Origin of the sequence: uncultured Methanospirillum sp., from assembly GCF_963668415.2 — an archaeon.
Classification (GTDB): domain Archaea; phylum Halobacteriota; class Methanomicrobia; order Methanomicrobiales; family Methanospirillaceae; genus Methanospirillum.
The window spans coordinates 1,855,410-1,877,639 of record NZ_CAXXDL010000001.1; the positions used below are offsets into that span (position 1 = coordinate 1,855,410).

Annotated in this window: 18 protein-coding genes; 5 read left to right on the forward strand and 13 right to left on the reverse strand. The window is 46.9% G+C overall.

Annotation, left to right across the window (positions count from 1 at the left end):
- Positions 1 to 2: 2 nt before the first annotated feature.
- From ACHZA2_RS08685 to ACHZA2_RS08695, 3 genes are read right to left on the reverse strand one after another with little or no spacing between them, the layout of a single operon-like run.
- Positions 3 to 1,007 carry a lysylphosphatidylglycerol synthase transmembrane domain-containing protein gene (locus tag ACHZA2_RS08685; RefSeq protein WP_319579377.1) on the reverse strand — a complete coding sequence of 335 codons (1,005 nt, stop codon included), beginning with the start codon at positions 1,005 to 1,007 and terminating at the stop codon, positions 3 to 5.
- Positions 1,000 to 1,707: a polyprenol monophosphomannose synthase gene (locus ACHZA2_RS08690; RefSeq protein WP_319579378.1), complete on the reverse strand. Its 708-nt coding sequence runs from the start codon at positions 1,705 to 1,707 to the stop codon at positions 1,000 to 1,002. The genes ACHZA2_RS08685 and ACHZA2_RS08690 overlap by 8 nt, the downstream gene beginning before the upstream one ends.
- Before the next feature lie 39 nt (positions 1,708 to 1,746).
- Positions 1,747 to 3,198: a DUF2079 domain-containing protein gene (locus ACHZA2_RS08695; protein WP_319579379.1), complete on the reverse strand. Its 1,452-nt coding sequence runs from the start codon at positions 3,196 to 3,198 to the stop codon at positions 1,747 to 1,749.
- 167 nt (positions 3,199 to 3,365) lie between these two features.
- Between ACHZA2_RS08695 and ACHZA2_RS08700 the strand changes: the two genes are divergently transcribed.
- Together ACHZA2_RS08700 and dapF are read left to right on the forward strand one after the other, a co-directional pair.
- Positions 3,366 to 5,315 carry a hypothetical protein gene (locus ACHZA2_RS08700; RefSeq protein WP_319579380.1) on the forward strand — a complete coding sequence of 650 codons (1,950 nt, stop codon included), beginning with the start codon at positions 3,366 to 3,368 and terminating at the stop codon, positions 5,313 to 5,315.
- Between the two features lie 108 nt (positions 5,316 to 5,423).
- A complete protein-coding gene (gene dapF, locus ACHZA2_RS08705) occupies positions 5,424 to 6,245 on the forward strand; it encodes a diaminopimelate epimerase (RefSeq protein ID WP_319579381.1) in 822 nt (273 codons plus the stop codon).
- Here the strand turns inward: dapF and ACHZA2_RS08710 are convergent, their stop codons facing one another.
- A complete protein-coding gene (locus ACHZA2_RS08710; RefSeq protein ID WP_319579382.1) occupies positions 6,246 to 6,938 on the reverse strand; it encodes a hypothetical protein in 693 nt (230 codons plus the stop codon).
- Positions 6,939 to 7,054: 116 nt separating this feature from the next.
- Here ACHZA2_RS08710 and ACHZA2_RS08715 point away from each other — a divergent pair, with 116 nt between their 5' ends.
- Positions 7,055 to 7,795: a tetratricopeptide repeat protein gene (locus ACHZA2_RS08715; RefSeq protein ID WP_319539178.1), complete on the forward strand. Its 741-nt coding sequence runs from the start codon at positions 7,055 to 7,057 to the stop codon at positions 7,793 to 7,795.
- 52 nt (positions 7,796 to 7,847) lie between these two features.
- On the opposite strand, the gene ACHZA2_RS08720 is transcribed toward ACHZA2_RS08715, so the two are convergent.
- From ACHZA2_RS08720 to larC, 3 genes are all read right to left on the reverse strand, one after another.
- Positions 7,848 to 9,170 carry a right-handed parallel beta-helix repeat-containing protein gene (locus tag ACHZA2_RS08720; protein WP_319579383.1) on the reverse strand — a complete coding sequence of 441 codons (1,323 nt, stop codon included), beginning with the start codon at positions 9,168 to 9,170 and terminating at the stop codon, positions 7,848 to 7,850.
- Between the two features lie 161 nt (positions 9,171 to 9,331).
- Positions 9,332 to 10,072 carry a DNA repair and recombination protein RadB gene (gene radB / locus ACHZA2_RS08725; protein ID WP_319539176.1) on the reverse strand — a complete coding sequence of 247 codons (741 nt, stop codon included), beginning with the start codon at positions 10,070 to 10,072 and terminating at the stop codon, positions 9,332 to 9,334.
- Entirely contained in the window at positions 10,033 to 11,226 is a 1,194-nt protein-coding gene (larC, locus tag ACHZA2_RS08730; RefSeq protein WP_319579384.1) for a nickel pincer cofactor biosynthesis protein LarC, read from the reverse strand. Before larC ends, radB begins: the two co-directional genes overlap by 40 nt.
- Before the next feature lie 47 nt (positions 11,227 to 11,273).
- Between larC and ACHZA2_RS08735 the strand changes: the two genes are divergently transcribed.
- Positions 11,274 to 13,691 (forward strand): CDC48 family AAA ATPase, encoded by a 2,418-nt coding sequence (locus ACHZA2_RS08735; protein ID WP_319579385.1) that lies wholly within the window; start codon positions 11,274 to 11,276, stop codon positions 13,689 to 13,691.
- Positions 13,692 to 13,710: 19 nt separating this feature from the next.
- Here the strand turns inward: ACHZA2_RS08735 and ACHZA2_RS08740 are convergent, their stop codons facing one another.
- Together ACHZA2_RS08740 and ACHZA2_RS08745 are read right to left on the reverse strand one after the other, a co-directional pair.
- Complete coding sequence (locus tag ACHZA2_RS08740) at positions 13,711 to 15,849, reverse strand: DUF2298 domain-containing protein (protein ID WP_319579386.1); 2,139 nt, start codon at positions 15,847 to 15,849, stop codon at positions 13,711 to 13,713.
- 57 nt (positions 15,850 to 15,906) lie between these two features.
- On the reverse strand, positions 15,907 to 17,337 hold the full coding sequence (locus ACHZA2_RS08745; RefSeq protein WP_319579387.1) for a DUF2079 domain-containing protein: 1,431 nt from the start codon (positions 17,335 to 17,337) through the stop codon (positions 15,907 to 15,909).
- Positions 17,338 to 17,473: 136 nt separating this feature from the next.
- Between ACHZA2_RS08745 and ACHZA2_RS08750 the strand changes: the two genes are divergently transcribed.
- Positions 17,474 to 19,003, forward strand: a complete 1,530-nt coding sequence (locus ACHZA2_RS08750; RefSeq protein ID WP_319579388.1) for a class I adenylate-forming enzyme family protein — start codon at positions 17,474 to 17,476, stop codon at positions 19,001 to 19,003.
- Here ACHZA2_RS08750 and ACHZA2_RS08755 read toward each other — a convergent pair whose 3' ends face one another.
- The 4 genes from ACHZA2_RS08755 to aspS all read right to left on the reverse strand — a co-directional run bounded on the left by ACHZA2_RS08755 (position 19,004) and on the right by aspS (position 22,175).
- Positions 19,004 to 19,300: a hypothetical protein gene (locus tag ACHZA2_RS08755; RefSeq protein WP_319539170.1), complete on the reverse strand. Its 297-nt coding sequence runs from the start codon at positions 19,298 to 19,300 to the stop codon at positions 19,004 to 19,006. It lies immediately after the preceding gene.
- A 2-nt stretch (positions 19,301 to 19,302) separates the two neighbouring features.
- A complete protein-coding gene (locus ACHZA2_RS08760; RefSeq protein ID WP_319539169.1) occupies positions 19,303 to 19,848 on the reverse strand; it encodes a MarR family transcriptional regulator in 546 nt (181 codons plus the stop codon).
- 92 nt (positions 19,849 to 19,940) lie between these two features.
- Positions 19,941 to 20,861, reverse strand: a complete 921-nt coding sequence (locus ACHZA2_RS08765; protein WP_319579389.1) for a methionine synthase — start codon at positions 20,859 to 20,861, stop codon at positions 19,941 to 19,943.
- 21 nt (positions 20,862 to 20,882) lie between these two features.
- Complete coding sequence (gene aspS, locus ACHZA2_RS08770; protein ID WP_319579390.1) at positions 20,883 to 22,175, reverse strand: aspartate--tRNA(Asn) ligase; 1,293 nt, start codon at positions 22,173 to 22,175, stop codon at positions 20,883 to 20,885.
- Between the last annotated feature and the right edge of the window lie 55 nt (positions 22,176 to 22,230).

Here is a 22,230-nt window from a genome sequence, read left to right on the forward strand (position 1 = left end):
AATTACACTCTTCCCTTTCCCTTATGGCAGGAGATACTCTTTTTTATCACTTTAGGTATCTGCGGAAAGACCTCAAATAATCCGATGAGATCAATTCCGGTCTCAATAAACCTGACCAATAATGCAAACCAGAGGGATAATGATAATCCTATCCCGAGAATTGAGAAAACACCAACAATACCGCTCTCTTGAAACCCTATTCCTGACGGGCTTATTGGGACAAAAGAGAGGAGAGTTAATAACGGATTTAGGAACAAGGCGTCTGAAAACTGGATAGAACTGATTCCAATAGCCATGGCAAGACAGTACCACTCAAATCCCCGAAGAATCCAGCAGATACCAGATATGAAAATTACAAATGGCACTTTTACATGAAGGTTCTGGCATTCTCTGCCTGTCTCAAGTAGACGATTAATGATGGAGAATCTAGATCCAAGATCTGATACAAAGCCAGGGGGATATACAACAAGAAGGTACAGGACAACAAGTGAGAGAATAATCCCGGCAGTTGCGCTACAACATACAAGCATCGAATTCCCAAAGATAGTCGTATACATGAAAAGAACTGATAGAAGAGCCAGACCTAATTTAAAAAGAAATTCATAGATAAATGTCCCGGTAATTGATGCCAGTCCTTTTTCATAACTGATACCTCTCCTATTAAAAAATACAGCAACTGACAGATAGCCGCTTCTTCCGGGTGTAAAATCTGACAGGAGCATACCGCCCATGTGGGAAGAGAATACCTGAGTAAAAGAAGTTTTAACATCAAGATGTAATAATATCCGCCGCAATCGGAAACTCATAAGGAAATTATTAAGAAGATAACTGAACCCGGCAAGAATAATGAACCAGAAATTTATTGAATCCGGCATCACCCGGGTCTGGTCACTCATTACAAGACGGAGAATAGAGATAAAAAGAAATATTCCCAGATAATACTGCCAGAAGTGATTCAGGTGTTCTTTGACCTTTTCCCATGAAAAGGGACTAACCAAGTTACTCATGGATGCGATGGCAAGCCCTGAATACTACAATATCTGTAAACTGGATGATATACTGAAATATTACTTTGAAATTCAATTTGCTTGAACCACCTTCACGCTCAATGAATTTTATTGGTAACTCAATTATACTATTCCAGTTGTTTTTGCCAAGTATCTCTAATAATATCTTATATCCCCTGGGTTTCAGCCTGGCCACGTTTAATATTCTTCTATGAAATCCGAAAAAACCACTAACTGGATCGCAAATATCTGGGAATAAAAGTCTTGCGAGGAATGTTGCTCCAAAGGAGAGGATTTTTCTCTCAACCGGCCAGTTTTCAATTGCACCCCCCTTAATATACCTACTCCCAATCGCCAGGTCATTTCCATCAAGAGCATTATACAATTCAATAACTGCAGGTGGTGGATGTGAAAAATCTGCATCCATTACAATGAGAAGATCATATTGAGCACGTGAAAATCCGTCAACAACTGACTGAGACAGTCCATGATCCTTAAACCTGACTATTAAACGAATATTAGGAGAACTACTTGATATATCTTTAACAATAATTTGAGTGTTATCTGTTGAGTTATCATCCATTACCAGGATTTCATAAGGTATTGAGTTATTTTGAAGGATTTTTTGTAATGTAAGAATTATCCTTCCGATATTCTCTTCTTCATTATATGTTGGGATAATTATCGAAAGACTATTCATGGTTTATGTCAGATCAAAAAAATTTCCTTGATGTTTCCATTATGATGAATTAATGGCAATTCCTGCATTATTCAGTTTATCTTTAATATCATCCTTTAACTCGTAGTGGCCCTTTCTGATAAATAAATAAAAACTCTTTCCAATATCGACTTGATCATAGTTACTTACGATCTCTTTTTTATAATTTGAAAAGATATTTGCCCCGTTATAATATGGATATAGGAGAATAACATCTGCATTAGGATGGTAACCCTCCCAGATAGAATACCTTTGTGACATCAGGGTCAGAAGCTGCCACTGGGTTGATACAGACGCCGATGGAGGAATACAATCTGCAATAACCTCCAGTTTATCTACATCATCGCAAAATTGAGGTGAATAGTTATAATTTAATACAATGATCTGACTGATAACAGGGGACCAGAGCGCAGTTGTAATCACTGATGATAGCAGAATCAGGATAAGAAAGGGAAAAAAAGCCTTTCTTATTTTTTCTCTGGAGTTTTCCTTAATCTTTCTGAGTGTTACAATCATACTCACAAAAACGATAGGAATAACAAGAGCAGGGTAATGACTGAAAATATTGTAATAAATAAACTTTCCTGGTGTTGCGAAGAATATCTCGATAAATGATGGTATGCAGATGAGAAGGATTTCAGGTGAGGCAAGTGGTGTCAGGAGAAGCGGTGTAAATAACTGAATCAGAAATGAGAATCGCAAATCGTTGTTTGAAGCTAAGTTCTCTAATGGATTTGTATATTGAATTATTTCCAGAGAACTATCCGAGGAATCTGCAAGTCCGAATGAGGGTTTTATAATAAACAGGTATACCACGAATATCACAATCGAAAGGATTAGAAGAATTATATGCTGCCAGTTTTCTCGCATTCGAAGTGTTCGTCCTTTCCAGACTCCTATTACTCCTATCATCCCAATTATCAGCGTTACATCTTCTTTTATCAGGAGACTTAAAATACAGAATATAAAACAAAGATTTTTTCTTCCAGTTATAAATCCCCACAAAGCAATGCCCAGGAAAAATGGGAGAAATGCCAGTTCATGAAATGCAAAGAGATTTATTCCATGAACTGCGGGGTAAAGAAGATAAATAATTCCCACAACGAATCCTGCTTTCTTATTCAGCAATTCTCTTCCACATAAGTAGAATGGTATTGCCCCAAGCCCAAGAAAGATACTTTGAAAGATCAGGAGAATTTCTGGACCTGGTATAAGCATGTAAAACGGGAATAAGAAGAATAGAATCGGTGAGAAATGATAACCAAAATGTGAAACTCCTTCAAAAGTATTTTCCAAAAAACCTCCCCCGTGAAGAGTCGTCCAGAATGACTGGTTAAATATAGCTAGGTCCTGACCCATCTGAAGGATTGATAAATTAAAAAGAGAGAGGTATGAAAAAAATATAATATAAATTGCAACGCCGATTGTGATGAAGAGATCGTACTTGTCAAACTGTCTTGTAAGTATCTTCATATTCATATAATGATTAAAGTCCACCTGTTTAAGAATCGTCATCAGTAAAAGATCATAAAGGATTCTATTGGTGAATGTGACTATTCATTATTAGTGGTTATGGTATCTTCAAAGTTAGATTCATTAAATACGATTATTAAGTAAATCCTTGTAACTGGTATTTCATCATGTTTAAAAAACTCATATCCATATTCAATAAAACGGCATTCTGCTGGCCTCTTATATTATGCATTTTATGTTCTGCCTTTCTGGTTTTAACTTTTGGAATTGATGATGGTGTGAGATTAGACATACCGTTTACCTATGAGGAGGATGGGCTAGAGTATAATCTGCTAACAAAAACAATGATGGAGACGGGGTGGTGGTTTGAAAACCCGATGGTTGGTACCCCTGGAATTCTGGAATTATATGACTATCCAATAGGAAGTAACCTCGACTTTTTTCTGATGAAGATCATCAGTCTGGTTTTTGGAAATTATGTAACCGTGATGAATCTTTACTACATATTAGGGTTTTATCTGACAGCTCTTGCCTGCCTGTATGTTTTCCGTAAACTTGGGATCGATTATTTAATTGCTGTTTTCGGAAGTCTGATATTCACATTTCTTTTCTTCCATTTTGATAGGCTGTTTCTGGGTCATTATAATATGACCTCCTATTACATGGTTCCCCTTATGGTCCTTGTGGTTTTGTGGATCTGTAAAGGGGACTCACTTTTTGTTACAAAAGACGTGAATAATAAAATCACTCTTGTTATAACTAAAAGTGGTGTATTGTCAATATTCTTCCTCTTTCTTACTGCAACGAACTCGTATTATGGTTTTTTTGGCATGTTGTTTCTTGCCGTGGCATCAGTGTGGGCATTCACAGGTCCTGAAAAAGTGGCTCGTTTTCTAAATGGTATTTGTTCATTCCTCCTTCTGTTATGTTTTATTCTGATCAATAAATTGCCTACAATACTATATGGTTTAATAAATGGCCCATCTCTCCCCTTAAGTCACCGATTCCCGCAGGATTCAGAGATCTGGGGTTTGAAGTTAATTCAGATGTTCCTTCCTGCTCCGGATCATAGGTTGCAATTATTTGCTGATATATCGTCAAAATATCTTCAATATCGCCCGTTGGTTAACGAGAATATAGGGGCAAGTTTAGGGATAATAGGGAGTATAGGACTTATTATTTTATTAGGTTGGATATTTCTGCGTGGGCTTCCGCTCTTTGGGAGACAAACAGAAGAAAAGAAAAATCTCATGGATTCTCTCTCGGTCCTTACTTATTCCGCAGTAATGATTGGAATGATCGGGGGGTTTTCAGCAATAATTGCACAGATATTCCCAGATATCCGCTCATATAATCGAATTAGCATTTATATCGCTTTTTTCTCGATACTTGCTGTATTGCTCATTTTACAGCAAATATCCCATTCTCGCATGAATAATACGTATTTTAAGAAAATTTTTCCAATCATCCTTGTTGTTATTCTTATTCTGGGAATATTAGATCAGGTTCCAGCTTCGTACACCTTGGCATCAGATTCAGAGAGAGAATATCAGTTCTTAACTGATGACCTTTATTTTAAAAGTATTGAATCTACAATGCCTCAAAGCTCACAGGTATTCATTCTCCCTGATATTGGAGGTTTTCCTGAATCAAATCCTCCCGGTACAATCTCTCATCTTGAAAGTGTCAAACCGTACCTACACACAACAACGCTCAAATGGAGTTATCCAACAATGAAAGGCAGGTTTTGGGATAATTGGCAGGCCATGGTCGCAAGTTCTCCCGCAAGTGAAATGTTAAATGCTTTATATCTAACGAACTTTACTGGACTGTTGATAGATGGGTATGGATATGCAGATGGCGGGCTAAAAACTGTTAATGCATTCGAGACGGTAACTCGCGTTAAGCCATTGATGAGTAATGATGGAAGATATTCATTTTTTGATTTGAGGGGATATATGATGGAAAAAAGTGCAGATATTAGTGCAAATCAAATTGAAATAAGTAGAGAGCAGTATCTCAATACATTAGTTCAGACCCCTGGTTTACTAGATCCAGGTTATGCTACTCATGTCCGTGAAGAAAAATTACTTCAAAAGTCTATTAATCCATCGTAAATCTTCAAACCCCGTCATTCATATTTACTCTTCAATTTTTGACTGGATAACTGACTCTACCGGAATCTGAATAATGAGAGAGAACATAGGAGATATGGAGCTCTGAATATGGATCTGCCTTTTGTCAAACTACATGGGAACGGCAATGACTTTGTTCTGATCGACGAGTGGGACGGTATCAAGGTTCCCGACGAGATGAAAGGTGAGTTTGCAGCGGTCTATTGTGATCGCAGGATGGGGATTGGCGGTGACGGTGTCCTCTTCCTCGGAAAGACACCGGAAGGAAAGGCAGCAATGCGGCTCTTCCAGCCTGATGAGAGCGAGGCCGAGATGTGCGGAAACGGTATCCGGTGCCTGGCACGGTATGCCTTTGATATGGGTTATATAAAAGAAAAGGCCACTGTCCAGACACTTGCCGGGCTGATTGATGTTACCTGTGGGTATGACGGGGACGGGGATTTTCTTGCTGAAGTCACCATGACAAAGCCACAGTATGACGCCCAGTCCATCCCGGCAAAAGGAAGTGGGGAGTTCCATGAGATCATCAACGGATATGAGGTCTATGCGGTAAACACTGGTGTTCCGCATGCGGTGGTCTTTGTAAAGGATCTTGATTCACTTGATGTATGCGGGCATGCTCCTGCGATCAGAAACAGCCAGTTCTTCCCGAAAGGGGCAAATGTGAATTTTGTTGAGGTAACAGATCAGAATTCTATCCGGATCCGCACCTTTGAGCGGGGTGTGGAATGGGAAACCCTCTCCTGTGGAACCGGAGCAACAGCATCTGCTGCCATTGCTCACCGGCTGGGAAAGACCGGGGCTATAGTGGAGGTCGAGACCCAGGGAGGTCCGCTCACGATCACCCTGGCAGATGGGGCCACCATGAAAGGTCCGGCAGATGTAATCTTCACCGGTATGCTCATCCTCTGATCAGGTATCACTTTCTTTTTTGTTGAGACTGATGCCCGTCTTGGCGATCAGGAGCGCAATCAACAGTATCCCTCCTATCATCCCAAGGGATGAAACGATCCTCAGAAGAGGCATGGACCCTCCTGTAATATTTCCTGAACCATTGGTCGTCAGAATGGCAATACCGTCTGAAAGAGCTCCAGGGAGATCAGAATCAGCCTGTGCCCCCGTGACTGATCCATGATACAGTCCTGCAAGCAGGTAGAGGCCCATACCCAGCAGCGTCCCAATCAGCAGGAAGAGAGCAGCCCCAGCAAGCAGCAGATCAAGTACCGGTAGTCTAGTTCTGATAAAGATGATCAGATACTGACCACTGAGGATAATAAGAAAGAGCAGAAGGCAGAACTCGCCAAGTGGGAGAAGGGATGCTGCTGCCTGCCAGAGGGAGACCCAGATAAGTTCAAGGGAGACCAGTACAAGGATCGCTGCCATCAGAAATCTCCTGCGGGACCCCCTCATAAGCCAGAGTCCGGCAACAAGAATGAATGAGAAGAAGAAGGTTAGTGAGATCTGCCCTGCCTGACCTCCTGCAAGAACCGGGTAGATGACCTGAAGGGGCAGCATCATCAGCAGAAGCAGCAGAAAATTCTGGCGATCACGCTCATTCTGATCAACTCCTGACACATCAGGTAGGTTCCCCGCTAACCCGTACATACGGATTATTTCTCCGGACTAGTATTGAGTGTTTCATATTTAGAAAACAGATAGATATCTTTAATGCAGAATGCACATAATCCTCAGTATCTGGTTCAGGGAATCGGGGGCCGCCTATGGGTGATGATATCAGCACAAAGGAAGCAAGACGCTGGAAGGAAGAAGGCAACAAATTAGGTGCCATGCAGAAGTTTGACGATGCCATCCGGTGTTATGAAAAGGCGATATCGCTTGATCCGGTTGATGAGGATACATACTTCCAGAAGGGCCTTGCTATGATGAATCTGATCCGGTACCAGGAGGCGATCGACTCCTTTGAACAGTCCCTCCGGATCAATGACAAGGATCCCAGGTACTGGCTCTATATGGGTGTCAACTACTTCTTCATGGGGAGATACAGCAAGGCAATTCCCTGTTTCAACATGGTTATCGAGCTTGATCCCTTCAATGTTCATGCGTTAAGCAACAAAGGTTCAGCACTTGCAGAACTCGATAAGCATGCTGATGCAGTCGAGTGTTTTAACAAAATAATCGAACTGGCCCCTGGTGATATCAATGCCCTCTACAACAAAGGGATCAGTCTCCAGAAGATGGGTGAGCATAAAGAGGCAATATCCTGTTTCAAGCAGATCCTCAAACAGGACTCCGAGGATGCTGACAGCTGGTTTGAACTTGGGAACTCTCTGGCAAAGGTCGATACCTGTAAGGAAGCGATCAAGTGTTATGACCGGGTCATCAGGATCGAGCCCAATCATGCTGAAGTGTATGATGCAAAGGTAGAATGCCTGCGTAAGCTTGGACTTGACGAAGAGGCAGACAAACTGATTGCAACCCGTGAGATGGATGACGGCTGGTAAATCAGCCAAGTACCTGTTTTAGAAGTAAAAGAGATCCTGAACCTAGATGGGTTCAGGTCACAGTTACTGTTTTAGTATATGCCCGTCCGAAGAGGACCTGGACCCCGGTGCCCTGACGTGCTGCCTGGTATTTGAGGGTGTAGGTCCCTGGCTTTGAAGGAGCCCTGAGATCAAAGGAGAGGGTCTGGGACTGGCCTGATTTCACCATAACTCCTTCCGGAACACCGATCCATGCTGGTCCGTATCCTGCTGTATCATCCAGCGCCATGACTCCGACCTGATACTGTGAGATCCAGTCATCTGATCCATCATTGAACAGGATAAGTCCAACAGGATATGTACTGCCTCCCTTCATCTCTTTCGGGATGGAATCTCCTGAGACAACCGCATGAATGCCGGTCATGATGGTCTTTGGAGTTGTATCCTGCGTTGGTGTGTTATCAGGAGAAACGGTTACTACAGGGGTTGCAGTCAGTACTGGTGTTGGTGAAGATGTCGGGGTGAGATCAAGAACTCCGGTTATCGGGTTGGCCTGGTTCTTTCCTGTGCTTGTTCCGCTCTCCTGAACAGGAGATAGAATATCACTTCTGTTCCAACCATCCGGTTCCTGGGTCTGTATGGCGGTATGCTGCTCTCCTGTTTCCAGGGGTGGGGAGATGACAACATCTGTACTCTGATTATCCTGGTCTATGTTCTGTGTGTTATGGAACCGGTTGTTTAGAATCCGGATGCCATTCACTTCATCCAGGGAGATTCCTGCTCGTCCGTTCCCTTCGATCACCGATGAGGAAATATCAGAACCTGAACTCTTGCTGAGTACGATGCCTGATTCGACATTGTTCATGAGGCGTGAATCTTGAATATCAACCCTGCCGCCAGTAACGGTAACCCCTGAACCCGTGCAGTCTGATATCGTAGTGGTTGTTATTCTGGTATCTGACTGGTTTGAGAGGGTTACCCCCTCGTGGCAGGAGTTTACCGAGACCCCGGAGAGGATCAGGTTTCGGGTTGTCTCCGCTGCTTTTATCCCATCTGGATCGGCTGTGCGATCCTGCCCCCATGGAAAGATCGATGAATCAATCCCTTCGGAGTAGATACCGAATCCCTCATCCTCAATGCTCACATTTTTGATGGTGACTCCCGTCACCGGGTTTCCTGATAGATCGGTCAGGCGAATCCAGATACCTACAGATGCAGGATCTGCTGCTGCGGGTTGTATAGAATACCCCTGCCCATCAAGGACAACAGACGGGGCAGCGATGATAACCCCGACCGGATACTGGTGTGAAACGTTCTGCTCAAGGGTGTATCGTCCAGGTTCGGTGATGTATACATAGTCTCCAGAGTACGGCCCGACAGCGGGGGGGAACTCCACCGGAGAGTCCGCACCTGTGAGGGGCGTGCATACCACCGCCAGCACTGTAAAAGTGGCCACCCATGCAATCAACAAAAAACGGATATAATTCGTGAAAAAACTCCTCCTGATCCTGCAGATATGTGTTCAGCTGATCAGGTAGGTTCCGGATCATTTATGAGTTATGGATCCTGGGTTGGATCTGTCTGATCAGGAATCCCTGAAACCTGAATCCCCTCATGGACCATGGAGAAGTTGAGACTGCTCCCCTCAGGCAGGGCGTGGTGTTTGACTATCTTAACCCTTCGAATCCCCTCCATGCGATCAATTCGAAGGATCACTTTTGAGAGGTGAAAGAGACTGGTTCCCCCAAGTGGGGCGAAATCGTTCCTGGCCGGATCCATGTATACCTGGTTGGTAAGCAGGATTGGAATGTCATACCGTTTGGCGTACCCAAGGAGGACTACAATTTGTCTAGAGAGGCGCTGTAGTGAGTCCTGCCCGTGTTCGAGTTCAGTCCGGTACAGGCCGGTTGCAGAGTCGATGACGATAAGTCCCGTGTCACGGGTTGAGAGGATATGTCCTGCATCCTGGATCATTGAGGCCTGTTGATCGAAATCTGCTGCCTCGTACAGGTAAAACCGTTCTGAGAGTTCTTCAGCCTGGCTGCCTGCGATCTGGGTGAACCGGTCGACAGAAAAGCTCTCGGTGTCGACGTAAACCACGCACTTGCCTGCCTTTAGGACTGAAACCGCTGCGATAAGGCAGAATGTTGACTTCCCTCCACCAGGCTCTCCGTAGATCTGGGTGATCATCTTCTTCGGGTACCCACCCCCGATCAGTTCATCAAGCGGGATGCACCCGCTTGATTCATAGTACCGGCTTACTGCCGGAAGCCCTGCCTTTTGCACTCCTTCTCCCATGCAGCCTCCTCAACCTCGCGTCTCACCTGTACAACCGGAAGGTTGTGTTCCCTGGCAAATCTGCATACATACTCATACTCTGCCTTCAGGGTGTAACATGATCCCTCCATTGTACCAAACTTTACCGGAAATCTTCCAGTATTTCCGTTTATCGTGCAGTCAATATCTTCAATCCTCCGATCAGCGATGAACCGGTGGACTGCAGGGATACACCTGACTCCCAACGTACCGGTCTCACGTGCCATGAAAATTGAGAGCCTTTTTGCATCATCGGGTCTGCAGATCACCCTGATAAGGTGACCTGGCCTTCCTTTCTTCATCGTCAGAGGTGTGGCGCTTGCATCCCTGGCTCCCTCTTCCATGAGTCTCTCAAGGAGATACCCGATCACCTCACCTGGGACGTCATCGACATTGGTCTCAAGAATGTCAACCTCATCCTCTGCAACAGTTTCAGATGTGGTGAGGAGCAGCATCCTCAGAACATTTGGGGTATGTGGATCGTCCCGATCACCGGCACCATATCCGGTTGCATCCAGCCGTCCTGCTGGGAGAGAATCTGCCTGTCCGGTACAAAATTCGGCAAGAAGGGCAGCACCAGTCGGGGTACAGAGTTCACCGGTACCCCCACCGAGGATAACCTGCAACCCTCCTGCAGAAAGTATGGCAGCAGTCGCCGGGGCAGGAACCGGGTATATGCCATGTGCCATCTTCACGGTCCCTGAACCCGTTGCTACCGGAAGCACGGTCACAGCCTCAGGTGATATCGCATGCATCGCCATGCATGATCCAAGAACATCTGCGATCGCATCATCAGCCCCGACCTCATGAAAGTGCTCCATCTTTCCGTGTATTGATCGTTCTGCAGTAGCGATCCGCTGAAACACTGCTTCAGCCCTGGCAATAACAACCGCAGGAGCAGATGATGTTCTGACCCTTTCTATGACCTCTTCCAGAGTTCGTGATGCAGGACCTGCATGAGTATGTATTTTTACAGCCTGGATGCCTGCCCGTGTAACTATCTCAATAGTGGGACTAGCAACCACTGAAGCCATTACCCGGATCACCGCGTCACGGTCAGTTCCAAGGTCCAGAAGAGCGCCGAGGAACATATCACCTGCAGCCCCGTGAAACGGGTCGATCGCGAGAATTCTCATGAATTGCTATACTTATAAATCCCCGGATATATGATTGTTAGGTAATAATGGTGGAATCATACCTTAAAGTTGACAGTGCATATCCCGGTGATCAGGGTGGAGGGAAAGCCCGCCTGGATCCTGAGACGATGCTCCAGCTCAGACTCTCTCCCGGTGATATCATCCAGATCTTCGGGAAGTCCCCCACCGTTGCCAAGGTCTGGAGGGCCCAGCTCAACGACTGGAACCAGAATAAAATACGAATCGATAATTTTACCCGGACCAATGCAAACGTCTCCATCGGCGACACGGTGAAAGTCTCCAAAGTGGAAGAGGTGATCCCTGCAACAGTCGTGGTCCTGGCCCCTCCCGAAGATCTTCCGAGAAATATTCCACCTGCTGACCCTATCACGATCCATCACAACCTGATCGACTTCCCGATTGCACTTGGTGACTCGATCCCTGTCCCAATCGGCCTGCCATTCATCCAGCCGCAGATGGTCTCATACAAGGTCATCGAGATCGAGCCGAAAGAGGCGGTCATCATCTCGCAGAAGACAGAGGTGATCCTCTCTGACAAACCGGTAAGCGGGTTTGAAGGGATAAGTCAGGTCACGTACGAGGATATCGGGGGACTTCGGGAGGAACTTCAGCGGCTCAGGGAGACGATAGAACTCCCGATGCGGCATCCTGAACTCTTCCGCAGACTTGGAATCGAGCCTCCGAAGGGTGTCCTGCTCTTCGGCCCACCAGGTACCGGCAAGACTCTGATCGCAAAGGCTGTTGCGAACGAGTCTGGTGCACACTTCATCCCGATTGCAGGTCCTGAAGTGATCTCCAAATATTACGGGGAGAGCGAACAGCGACTCAGGGAAGTCTTTGATGAGGCAGAAGAGAATGCACCTGCTATCATCTTTATCGATGAACTAGACTCCATCACACCGAAACGTGAGGAGGTTACCGGAGAGGTTGAGCGTCGGGTCGTTGCCCAGCTCCTGACCATGATGGACGGGCTTGAGGAGCGGGGTGAGGTGATCGTGATCGGAGCTACGAACCGGCTTGATGCGATCGATCCTGCTCTGAGGCGACCGGGCCGTTTTGACAGGGAGATAGAGATCGGCGTTCCGACTGAGATTGACCGTAATGATATCCTCATGATCCACACGAGGGGTATGCCCCTGGCTGGTGATGTGAATCTTTCAGAACTATCAGCACGGACACATGGGTACACCGGAGCTGACCTTGCAGCTCTTGCACGTGAGGCAGCAATCCGTGCCCTCAGACGGTATCTGCCTGACATTGATCTCGATGAAGAGGAGATTCCCCAGGAGATCCTTGAGAAGATGGAGGTCAACGGTAAGGACTTCAAGCAGGCCCTTCGTGAGATCACCCCGTCAGGTATGCGTGAGGTCATGCTTGAGGTCTCCCATCTTCGGTGGAGGGATGTCGGAGGTCTTTCAGGGGCCATCGAGGAGATCAGGGAGGCGGTTGAGTATCCCCTCACCCGGAGGGAACAGTTTGAGGATCTTGGAATCCATGCTCCACGGGGTGTACTTCTGTACGGACCTCCTGGAACTGGTAAGACCCTTCTGGCCAAGGCTGTTGCAAATGAGTCTGGTGCAAACTTTATCGCTGTACGCGGACCCCAGCTCCTTTCAAAATGGGTTGGTGAATCAGAGCGTGCAGTGAGGGAGATATTCAAGAAAGCACGCCAGGTTGCTCCTTCTATCATCTTCTTTGATGAACTTGATGCCTTAACCCCCGCAAGGGGAACGGCAGGTGACAGTCACACCATGGAGAGTGTTCTCAACCAGTTCCTCACCGAGATGGATGGCCTTGTGGATCTCCGCGATGTCGTGGTGATGGGAGCAACAAACAGACCTGACATTATTGATCCTGCCCTGCTCAGGACCGGCAGGTTTGACCGGTTGATCTATATTGGAGAGCCCGATCTCAACGATCGGCTGGAGGTGATGCAGATTCATACCCGGATGATGCCTATTGAAGGGGCTGCAATAGAGGATCTGGTCAACCTGATCGGAACATATAGTGAAGAGGATATCGAGCAACTTGCATCTGATCTCAAGAGGGATACGACCTACTCATCAATGGAAATGGCAGAGTTCCTCAAGCAGCATGGGTCAGGTGAGGGAACCCTGAGTAGAACAGTCCGCAGGAGGCTGCTCCAGGAACTCTGGGTTAAACTCGGGATCCGTGTGACTGATGAGCCTGCGAATGAACTGTTCAGGGATATGGCTGCGCGAACTGCCGGGTTTGTCGGTGCAGACATCGAAGGGCTCTGCCGGGAGGCAGGCATCTTTGCGATGAGGGATCAGTCAGGACAGGTCAGGAAAGAGCACTTTGAAAAAGCTCTGGCAAAATTGCACCCGACGATGAATGATAATCTGCGGGAGGCGTACATGAAGATTGAGAAACACTTCAAGGGAGGCCTCCCCAAAGAGGTTCAGCCCCCTGAATACCAGTAATAGTTCTACCAGCCTTTTTTTATCCTGAATAATATGGCGGACGCCATATTACAGTTGAGTTCTCATGGAATACAGGAACGAACCCGTACTGAGCATAGACTCCTGGATTCTGAATTTTGTATACTATGATCTCCGGAATGCCCACATAGAGGAGTGTGGCATTGTGTTTTGCCATGAGTTCTGCTGCTTTTTCAGGTTGAATATACATGAGAACCGAATCTTCACCCCGTTCATGAGTGACCTCAGTCCCCCGGTATGTTCTTTCCCTGAAATAACTCCCCATTACGGCTGGAATTCCTGTATATGCTGACACCCGGGAGAAGTACTTTATCGAGTCATCCTGATCAAGGTCCATCGGTACAACTCCTTCTACCAGAACTTCCCCTGAAGGAAGTGCTATGAGATAGTCAAGAGCGTCCGTTTCTTCCTGTCCTATATATTTACTTACAAATGCTGTCCCATCTAGTGTTGGAGGCCATATCGTTCCACTGGATAGAAGAACTACCGGAAACAGGAGCATTCCTGCAATAAGAAATACAGAAGTTGTTTTATACCCTTTTTCACCCATCAAGGTAGGAACAGATTCGAGCATCTTTCCAAACATGGAGAAGACGGATATTCCAAGCAGAATCCATGCGGCGAAGTAAAATTTGTATGTTGTATTTGCCCTATCCGGTGACCCGTTCTGCACAATTGCAAAAAATTCACAGACGATAATACAAGAAAGACCTGCAAATGCCAGTATCTCTTCAACTTTTCCAAACCTCCTGTTTGTCAGGTAAATCATCGGAATCAGTACCAATGCTGCTGCGATAAATCCGGTTATTGCAAAGAGGAGGGGCACTGCGAGGAGAACTGGTTGTCTGACAATATCATGCCTGAGATATATAACCAGCAGAAGGAGGAACCATCCATGAGTCAGAAGGAATGCAAGAGGTTCAGACGGGATTGGGAGAAAGGAAACCCCTTGCATTCGTTGGTTGTTTAGTTCGAACAGGAATGGCAGATATACTAACAATGAGATGAGAGGCGTTAGCAGGCTGACGAAGACAATTGGAGAGAGGGAGTTATCAGAGCAGGGTGAAGCGGCTCTTAATGTGGAACGAAGATGTGTAATCCATGAACCTAACCGTGTTCTGATGGAATCTGATTTTTGTGGTAATTCCCGGTATGAGATAAAAATGCCAGTGAGGACTGTAAGAGGGAGGTAAATAAGAACATCCCAACTATGCAGTGGAATAAGGGTTCCAATACAGAGTGAAAGAAGCAGGCCGGTACCAGCCCTTGACATTGTTTCCATTGTCTTCCATTTCTGGTAACCATAGATCAGCAGGAAGATGATCATACACTGGATCATCATGGCAATTGCATAGGGGCGTGGGCTTCCGATGAACAGAGCTGCAAGGGGATTTTCCGTTATTGCTCCAGGCAGAATTCTGACAGTTCCATCCAGAACAAGGCGTAGTGGTGCCTTGTCCATCAAAGCCAGTGGTATGAGTACCAGGAATGCAGGATATGAGATGACGAGAAGGGAGAGGGGAAGAAACCGGTACCGGTTCAACAGCAGAGTTGAGCAGGAGTAGATCATGACTGCTGATATTGCAAATATTGTTGGTATTACCAGATTATACACAACCGATGCAGGAATTCCTAGTATAACCCCTGGTATTGCGAACATCCATGCACCCAGGTAATAATACCAAGAAAGTGTCCCGCCTGCGTACCATCCATCTGCCGGAGGAATCTGTGGGGTATTCATCATCGATGAGAGGATCATCGAGTCCATGAACTTCTCATATGAAATGTCAATCGAGGGATCGTACCAGAGTTTTGCGAGAAGTGTAAGGATGAACGTTCCAAAAAATATGGCATACCATATCCATCCTTCCCTGATCTCCTGCAGGCTCACGAAGTTTTTCCAGACTGAGTACCCGATTAACAGAATGAATGGGACCAGCATAAGAGAGACAGGGAGATGAATTAGTGCAAGGTACCATGATATCAGTGTAGCAAGAAGCAGGGATACCGGAAAGGAAAGAGGAATGGCATATTTATGAAATATTTTTCTGATGGCTGGCCAGACTGAAATCTGCAGCAGCAGAATCAGGATGAGCCATTTCACAAGCATAAACAGTTGAACTGACAATGTTAGGTTCATAATAAGTATGACTCCTCACTGTATATATCTACAAAATCGCTTGACATATGTAATCCATTATAATCCCTGGAGATAGGTCTGGAGAACTGGTTTAGCCGGATTGGAAAGAACAATAATATCATTTTTCTTTATTAGACGGGTCCAGTTCTGATATTTATGAATATCAGAAGCGAAATAGTTTGCATATCCGGTACTGGTCTCAATAATAACAAAATCGGCATCAGGATGATACCCATACTGGTATGCCTCCTTCCTCTGTGCCAGATGGGGTATCACATTATCCTGTGTGATTATGGCGGCATCGTCGGGAATATGGGCGATAATTGAGTCAAGCAGATTAAATTTTTCTGAATGTTTCTGATCAAGATAATCCGGAATGACTGTTGCGTATGCAATAAACGGGCTGACAACCACAAAACCGATTATTGATCCCACTAGCAGAGCATATTCAATATACGGTGACCAACCTTCCCTGCCTGCAATCTGGATTCTCTGATTGATATGATATAATCCATACAGAGTTGCCAGAATGACTACTGGTTGGAACATTCCCGGATAATGGTACTGTAAATCAAGGAAAGAGTACGTCGGAGAGAGGAACACTTCCAGAAACTGGAATGCCCCTACCAGCAGGATCTCTGGTGCTGCAAATGGAATGAAAAGCAGCGGGACAAATGTTTCAGTAAACAAAATCGCTCGCTGTTTTCCATAGAGTGGAAAGTTCTCAACAAGATTGTTTGTATACTGCGAGGAGAGTGATGATGCAGGGGAGAAGTGAGGGATGACCACCAGCATTGAGAATACTGCAAATAGTAACGCAAAAACGATCAGAATCAGATGACAGATTTTTAAATTGCCGGTTCTGTTTTTTGAAAAGAAAAGGCCATAAACTCCTGTCATTCCGGCAAGAAGGGCCACATCTTCTCTGACAAGTACGAGTAAAAGACCTGCAAGAAGGTACAGTTTCCACCTGTTGCTGACAAGTCCATGCCAGCACAGAAAAAAAAGAAGAGGGACAAAGCAGATCGTAGAAAAGTTGTATAAATTTATCCCGTGTATTGCAGGAGAAAGAAGGTACACGATAACGATAAGATAGGATCTGTTTTCATCAAAGAATGTTCTGGATATACAGAACAACGGAATCGCCGCAGTTCCAACCAGAATGATACCTGCATAAGTAAAAAATAATGGATGCTGGAACACGAGGAAAAATGGAAGCAGGATAATCAAAATTGGTGAGTTATGAGCCCCGAATGAGCAATGATAAATCGTATCTACCGTATTGGTAAAGAACTCCCCCTGGTGTACTGTCATCCAGAATGACTGATCAAAAATTGCCAGGTCATGAGTTGAAATATAACATGAATGTATGAGGGTCGCCAGTACCCCCATCGCAAAACAATATAATGTGATGAGGATTCCCATGATCAAAAATGATCTTCTGATCTCATTTTTGCCAGAGATGAAAGAGGTCAGCGCGGACTCCATAATAATACAATCCTGAAATATTTTAGAATATTAGTGATATTTTCCAGAATATATATCCTCAATATATTGCTGTATCAGGAACTCCAAAAAGCAATGACGTCTTTAACCATCAAAGCACAAATATGTATGGTTTTATATGTTCAATATCGCCTCTTTTCTCGATATCCATGTCCGTGAACATCCTGATAAAATAGCACTCGTTCATCCGTCCAGAAATATCTCATACACCTGGAGAGAACTGCACAATGCCATCCTGTGTACTGCTGGTGGATTCAAAGAGATCGGTATCAGGACCGGTGATCGTGTTATCCTTTTTCTGGACAGTTCAGCAGATTACCTGATCTCATACTTTGCACTCTGGAGAATCGGGGCGGTGGTTGTTCCTGCAAATATCGTATACCAGGAGGATGAACTCAGATATGTCACTGAAGACTCCGGGGCCTGTGCTATCATAACTGATACCAATGGGAAAGCGATCACAGATCGGGTTGCCAAAAGCCTTGGCATCTCGCTGGTCCTGATATCTGGAGGGTCTGGTGAGAACTCACTGGATCACCTTCGCCTGTCTTCTCCGCTCCGCTATCCCCACCCCTGCCACCCGGACGACCTCTCACAGATCCAGTACACATCCGGAACTACCGGAAGACCGAAAGGGGCCATGCTCACCCAGGGGGGCTGGATGGCGGCATTGGAGGCAGAGCGTGATGCACTAGAACTGAGAAGCGACGATGTTTACCTGGGAATTTACCCCATGGGACATGTGGGTATCAGCTGGGGTATCTCTGTTCTGAAACAAGGGGGAACCTGGGTCATTCTGGAACGCTTCCAACTTGAAAAATATCTGGACCTGGTTAAGGAATTCAAGGTCACGGTCCTTTCATCCATGCCCCCGGTAATACACAGCATCATGGAGACATCTCCGGAGACTGATACAAACCTTGCATCAGTCAGGCGAATCATCAGTGGGGGAGGTCCGATGCATTCTCCCACCTGGCGGGCTTTCCATCAACGCTTTGGCATTCCTATCATCAATGCCTACGGCCTGTCTGAAACCATTGTTATCGGATCAGGTACGGTTATCAGACCAGAACATTATCCCGAGGCAGATGAGTACAACAGTGTGGGGACCCCGGTAGGATATACCGAAATTCGGGTAGTACATGAAGACGACCCGTCAATAACACTTCCTGATACACAAGCAGGTGAGATTGCAATCCGTGGCCCGGCTGTTGCACTCGGGTACTGGCAGAAGCCTGAAGAGACTGCGGCAGTGTTCCTCCCGGATGGTTGGTTCCTCACCGGGGATGTCGGGTACATCGATAAGAACGGGATGCTGGTCATCACTGACCGTAAAAAGGATATGATCATCATGTCTGGCTGGAAGATCTACCCTACCGAGGTTGAAAACTCCCTGATTCTCCATCCAGACATCGCTGATATCGCAATCTTCGGCTGCCCTGATGAAGAGAAGGGTGAGATTCCTGCAGCAGCCGTAGTACCAAAGGCTGGGTGCACCGTCACCCACGAGAGCCTTGTGGCCTTTGCCAGAAAACATCTTGCAGGATACAAGATCCCACGAAAAACAATTATTGTGGAGAACCTTCCCCGGGTTGGAGGATGGAAACTGCTTCGCAGACAACTCCGGGATCAATACTGCCAGATCTGATCAACTGGTGTTGACTTTTGTTGTTGCCTTTGGGGTCCGGTGAACCCGGGCTCCGTTGTCGGTCAGGAGATCGTTGAAACTGACCACAAGCCCGGTACTGCCCATCACATAGGTGAGGTTGGAAGGGGTCGTGTTCTTTCCTGCCATTGACTGCATGATCAGAAAATTCTCCAGAAGCTGACTCTCCTGCCTGACAGGCTGGTGGGAATCCATGATATAGTTCCCGACGCCTGCCATCAGGAGCCCGCAGATGACCAGGCCGATTACGATCGCAACTCGTTCAGGTTCGACTCTCATGGTTATTTCAGGAGAATGATATTCCCCATTCCTCTGCGCCTTCTCTCGATAAGCCCCATACTCTCAAGAATGTCAAGCGTTCTGCTGACGTTTGACTTGGAAAGCCCGGTCTTCTCCACGATATCACTCTGGGGGATGAGCCCGTCAGCATCCAGAATACTCTGGTAGATGAGCTGCTGATCCTCCTTGAGTGTTGGAAGCACTGCCTCCCACTTGCGTCGTCGCTCTTCAAGAGGGGACGGCAACGGGACCTCGGGCTCTGATGATTTTGTCTGGACCGGTAGTGGAGAAGCGACGATATGGATCTGATCGTAAAAGAGCAGGATCAGTGCACTCGCGCAGACCACAAGGGATGCACAGATGATGATGGCAACATCAGTGATGGTATATACATCCCCGATATGTTCGGTCTGGATGACGAAGTCCGTCCCTGTGCTCCAGATGACGAGAGGAGTAGGATTCAGGAGTTTTACACCGAGAAAGAAGACCGCTGATATTAATACTGCAGCTGCAAGAACCTGCTGACCGTTCAGACCTGGGATACGCATAACTCCACCGATATCTCCTGTACTCAGACGTTACTCATGGGATAACATCAGTCTTTTCAAACAAGGGTACTGACCAGAGATAATTCTTCTTCTTACTGATGATCATTGGTACCGGTTTCAGCCCTGACTACTGCGGCCGCTTTGCAGAGCCGCGACAACTTGGCATATGCCACATCCTGTGGCAGCATCCTGAAGCCGCAGTCAGGATCGAGAATGAGACGCTCTGCCCCGAGTTCTTCCACTCCCGCCCGAATCCGCGAAATAACGGTCTCCAGATCCTCGAGTTTTGCCGTTGATGAATCCACGCACCCGTACCCTATGTACTTGTCCTTCAGATCCTGGGATGAGAGGGAAGAGAGGTTTTCAGGGTCTACACTTCCTTCAAAGTCGAGTACCTGAACCGGCATTCTGACATACTCATCGATGATCCTGGAGAGTGGCCCACACACATGTAGACAGACCGGCACTGAAACCTGCTGAACGATCTGCTCAATTGCCTTCCTTCCCAGATCGAGATCTGCAACCCCTGTTGAGAAGATCGGTTCGTCGATCTGGAGCATTGTGATCCCTACCTCTCCAAGAGCGCGCGCTTCAGTGGCAAGGGCCTCTGCGATATCTGGTATCAACTCATCACGGGACCGGTAGTTCGCTGTGCTAAGATGGAGTCCGTGAGAGAGGGTGGAAGGGCCGGTCACGAGCCCTTTGACATACTGATGCCGGGTCCTGGCATACCTGGTATCTTTAGTGGTTATCGTCTGTCCGGATGGCATCACCTTGCCGATGACATCCTTTCCACTGATTCCCGGGAGTCGTGAGGCAAACGTCCCTATCATATCCCCCCTCACCTGCCCGTCTGAGATAATGGTGATCCCTGCCGAGATCTGTGCATCTACAGCCTGGCATACCGCCTCATGGAACGGATCCAGCAGACTCCTGAGCGTCCGTCGTGGTTCGGCAGGAAAACTCCCGACTACCGTAGTCGGGAGGATCTGGCCGGGGATGAAGGGTTTCATGATATGATTCCTGTATTCTACTCAGGGGACAACACGGTGCCGGTCGCGAGGGAACAGAACTGCTTCCCTGACATTCTGGAGTCCGAGCATCGTTGCAACCAGCCGGTCAGCACCAAGACCCCATCCAGCATGCGGAGGCATACCGTACTTGAACGGACTTAAGTAGAACTCAAAGTTGTCAGGGTTCAGACCTTTCTTTGCGATCTGTGAGACCAGCAGGTCATGCTGGTGAACACGCTGTGCACCGCTCGAGAGTTCCATTCTCGGGTGCATCATATCAAACGCCTTGCAGATCTCGGGTTCGTTCTCGTACGGCATTGCGTAGTATGGTCTGATAGAGCTGGGCCAGTCCACAATGAAGTAATGCCTGCCCATCTCTTCGCCGATAGCCCTCTCGGCAGCGGTGCCGATATCATCACCGAATTTGATCGGCTCTTCCATACCCTTGCTAGCGATTTCGATCGCATCAGTGTATGAAAGCCGGGGGAAGTTCTTCTCAGGGACAGCGAACGAGTCGATCTCAAGGTCTGCGATCGCAGTGCTGCAGTTTGTATCAACGAACGAGTAGACTGACCTGACAAGATCTTCAAGCACCTGCATGACGTCCTCATGGGTGGCGAATGAGACCTCGACATCTATAGAGGTGGCCTCGTTGAGGTGCTTTGTTGTATTGTGCTCCTCTGCCCTGAAGATCGGTCCGATCTCGTAGACCTTCTCAAACCCTGCAGCCATCATCATCTGTTTGTAGAGCTGCGGGCTCTGGTTGAGAAATGCCTCCTTCTCAAAGTATGCAATAGGGAAGAGCTCAGTGCCTCCCTCTGTTGCTGCAGCAACGATCTTGGAGGTTGTGATCTCGATGAAATCGTTGTCAAAGAGGAAGTTACGGGTTGCGTGTTGAACTGCACTGCGGATCTTGAAGACTGCACTCACCCGGGGGCGCCTGGCGTCAAGGAACCGGTTGTCGAGCCTGGTGTCCAGTTCGGCAGGGACCTTCTCTGCAACATCGAGCGGGAGCGGGGTTGCTGCTTTACTGACAACCTCTATCCGGTCAGGGATGACCTCTCGGCCTCCTGGAGCCTTCCCTTCCGGCTTGACGGTCCCGGTTACCCTGACTACCGATTCACGGGATATATCCTTGAGTGCCTCGACAACTTCGGGTGCTGCTTTCTTCTTGGGCACAGTAACCTGGATGATTCCGGTCCTGTCTCTGAGGAGGAGAAACGCAAGGCCACCGAGATCACGGATCTCGTGTGCCCATCCTGTAATATCTGCTGTGGATGACTCTGGGGTGATAGTATTGATAGGGACTCGCATATGCAACCCTAGTACTTGTGCATACAGGGGCAAAACCTTTGGTGCGGATCCTGCC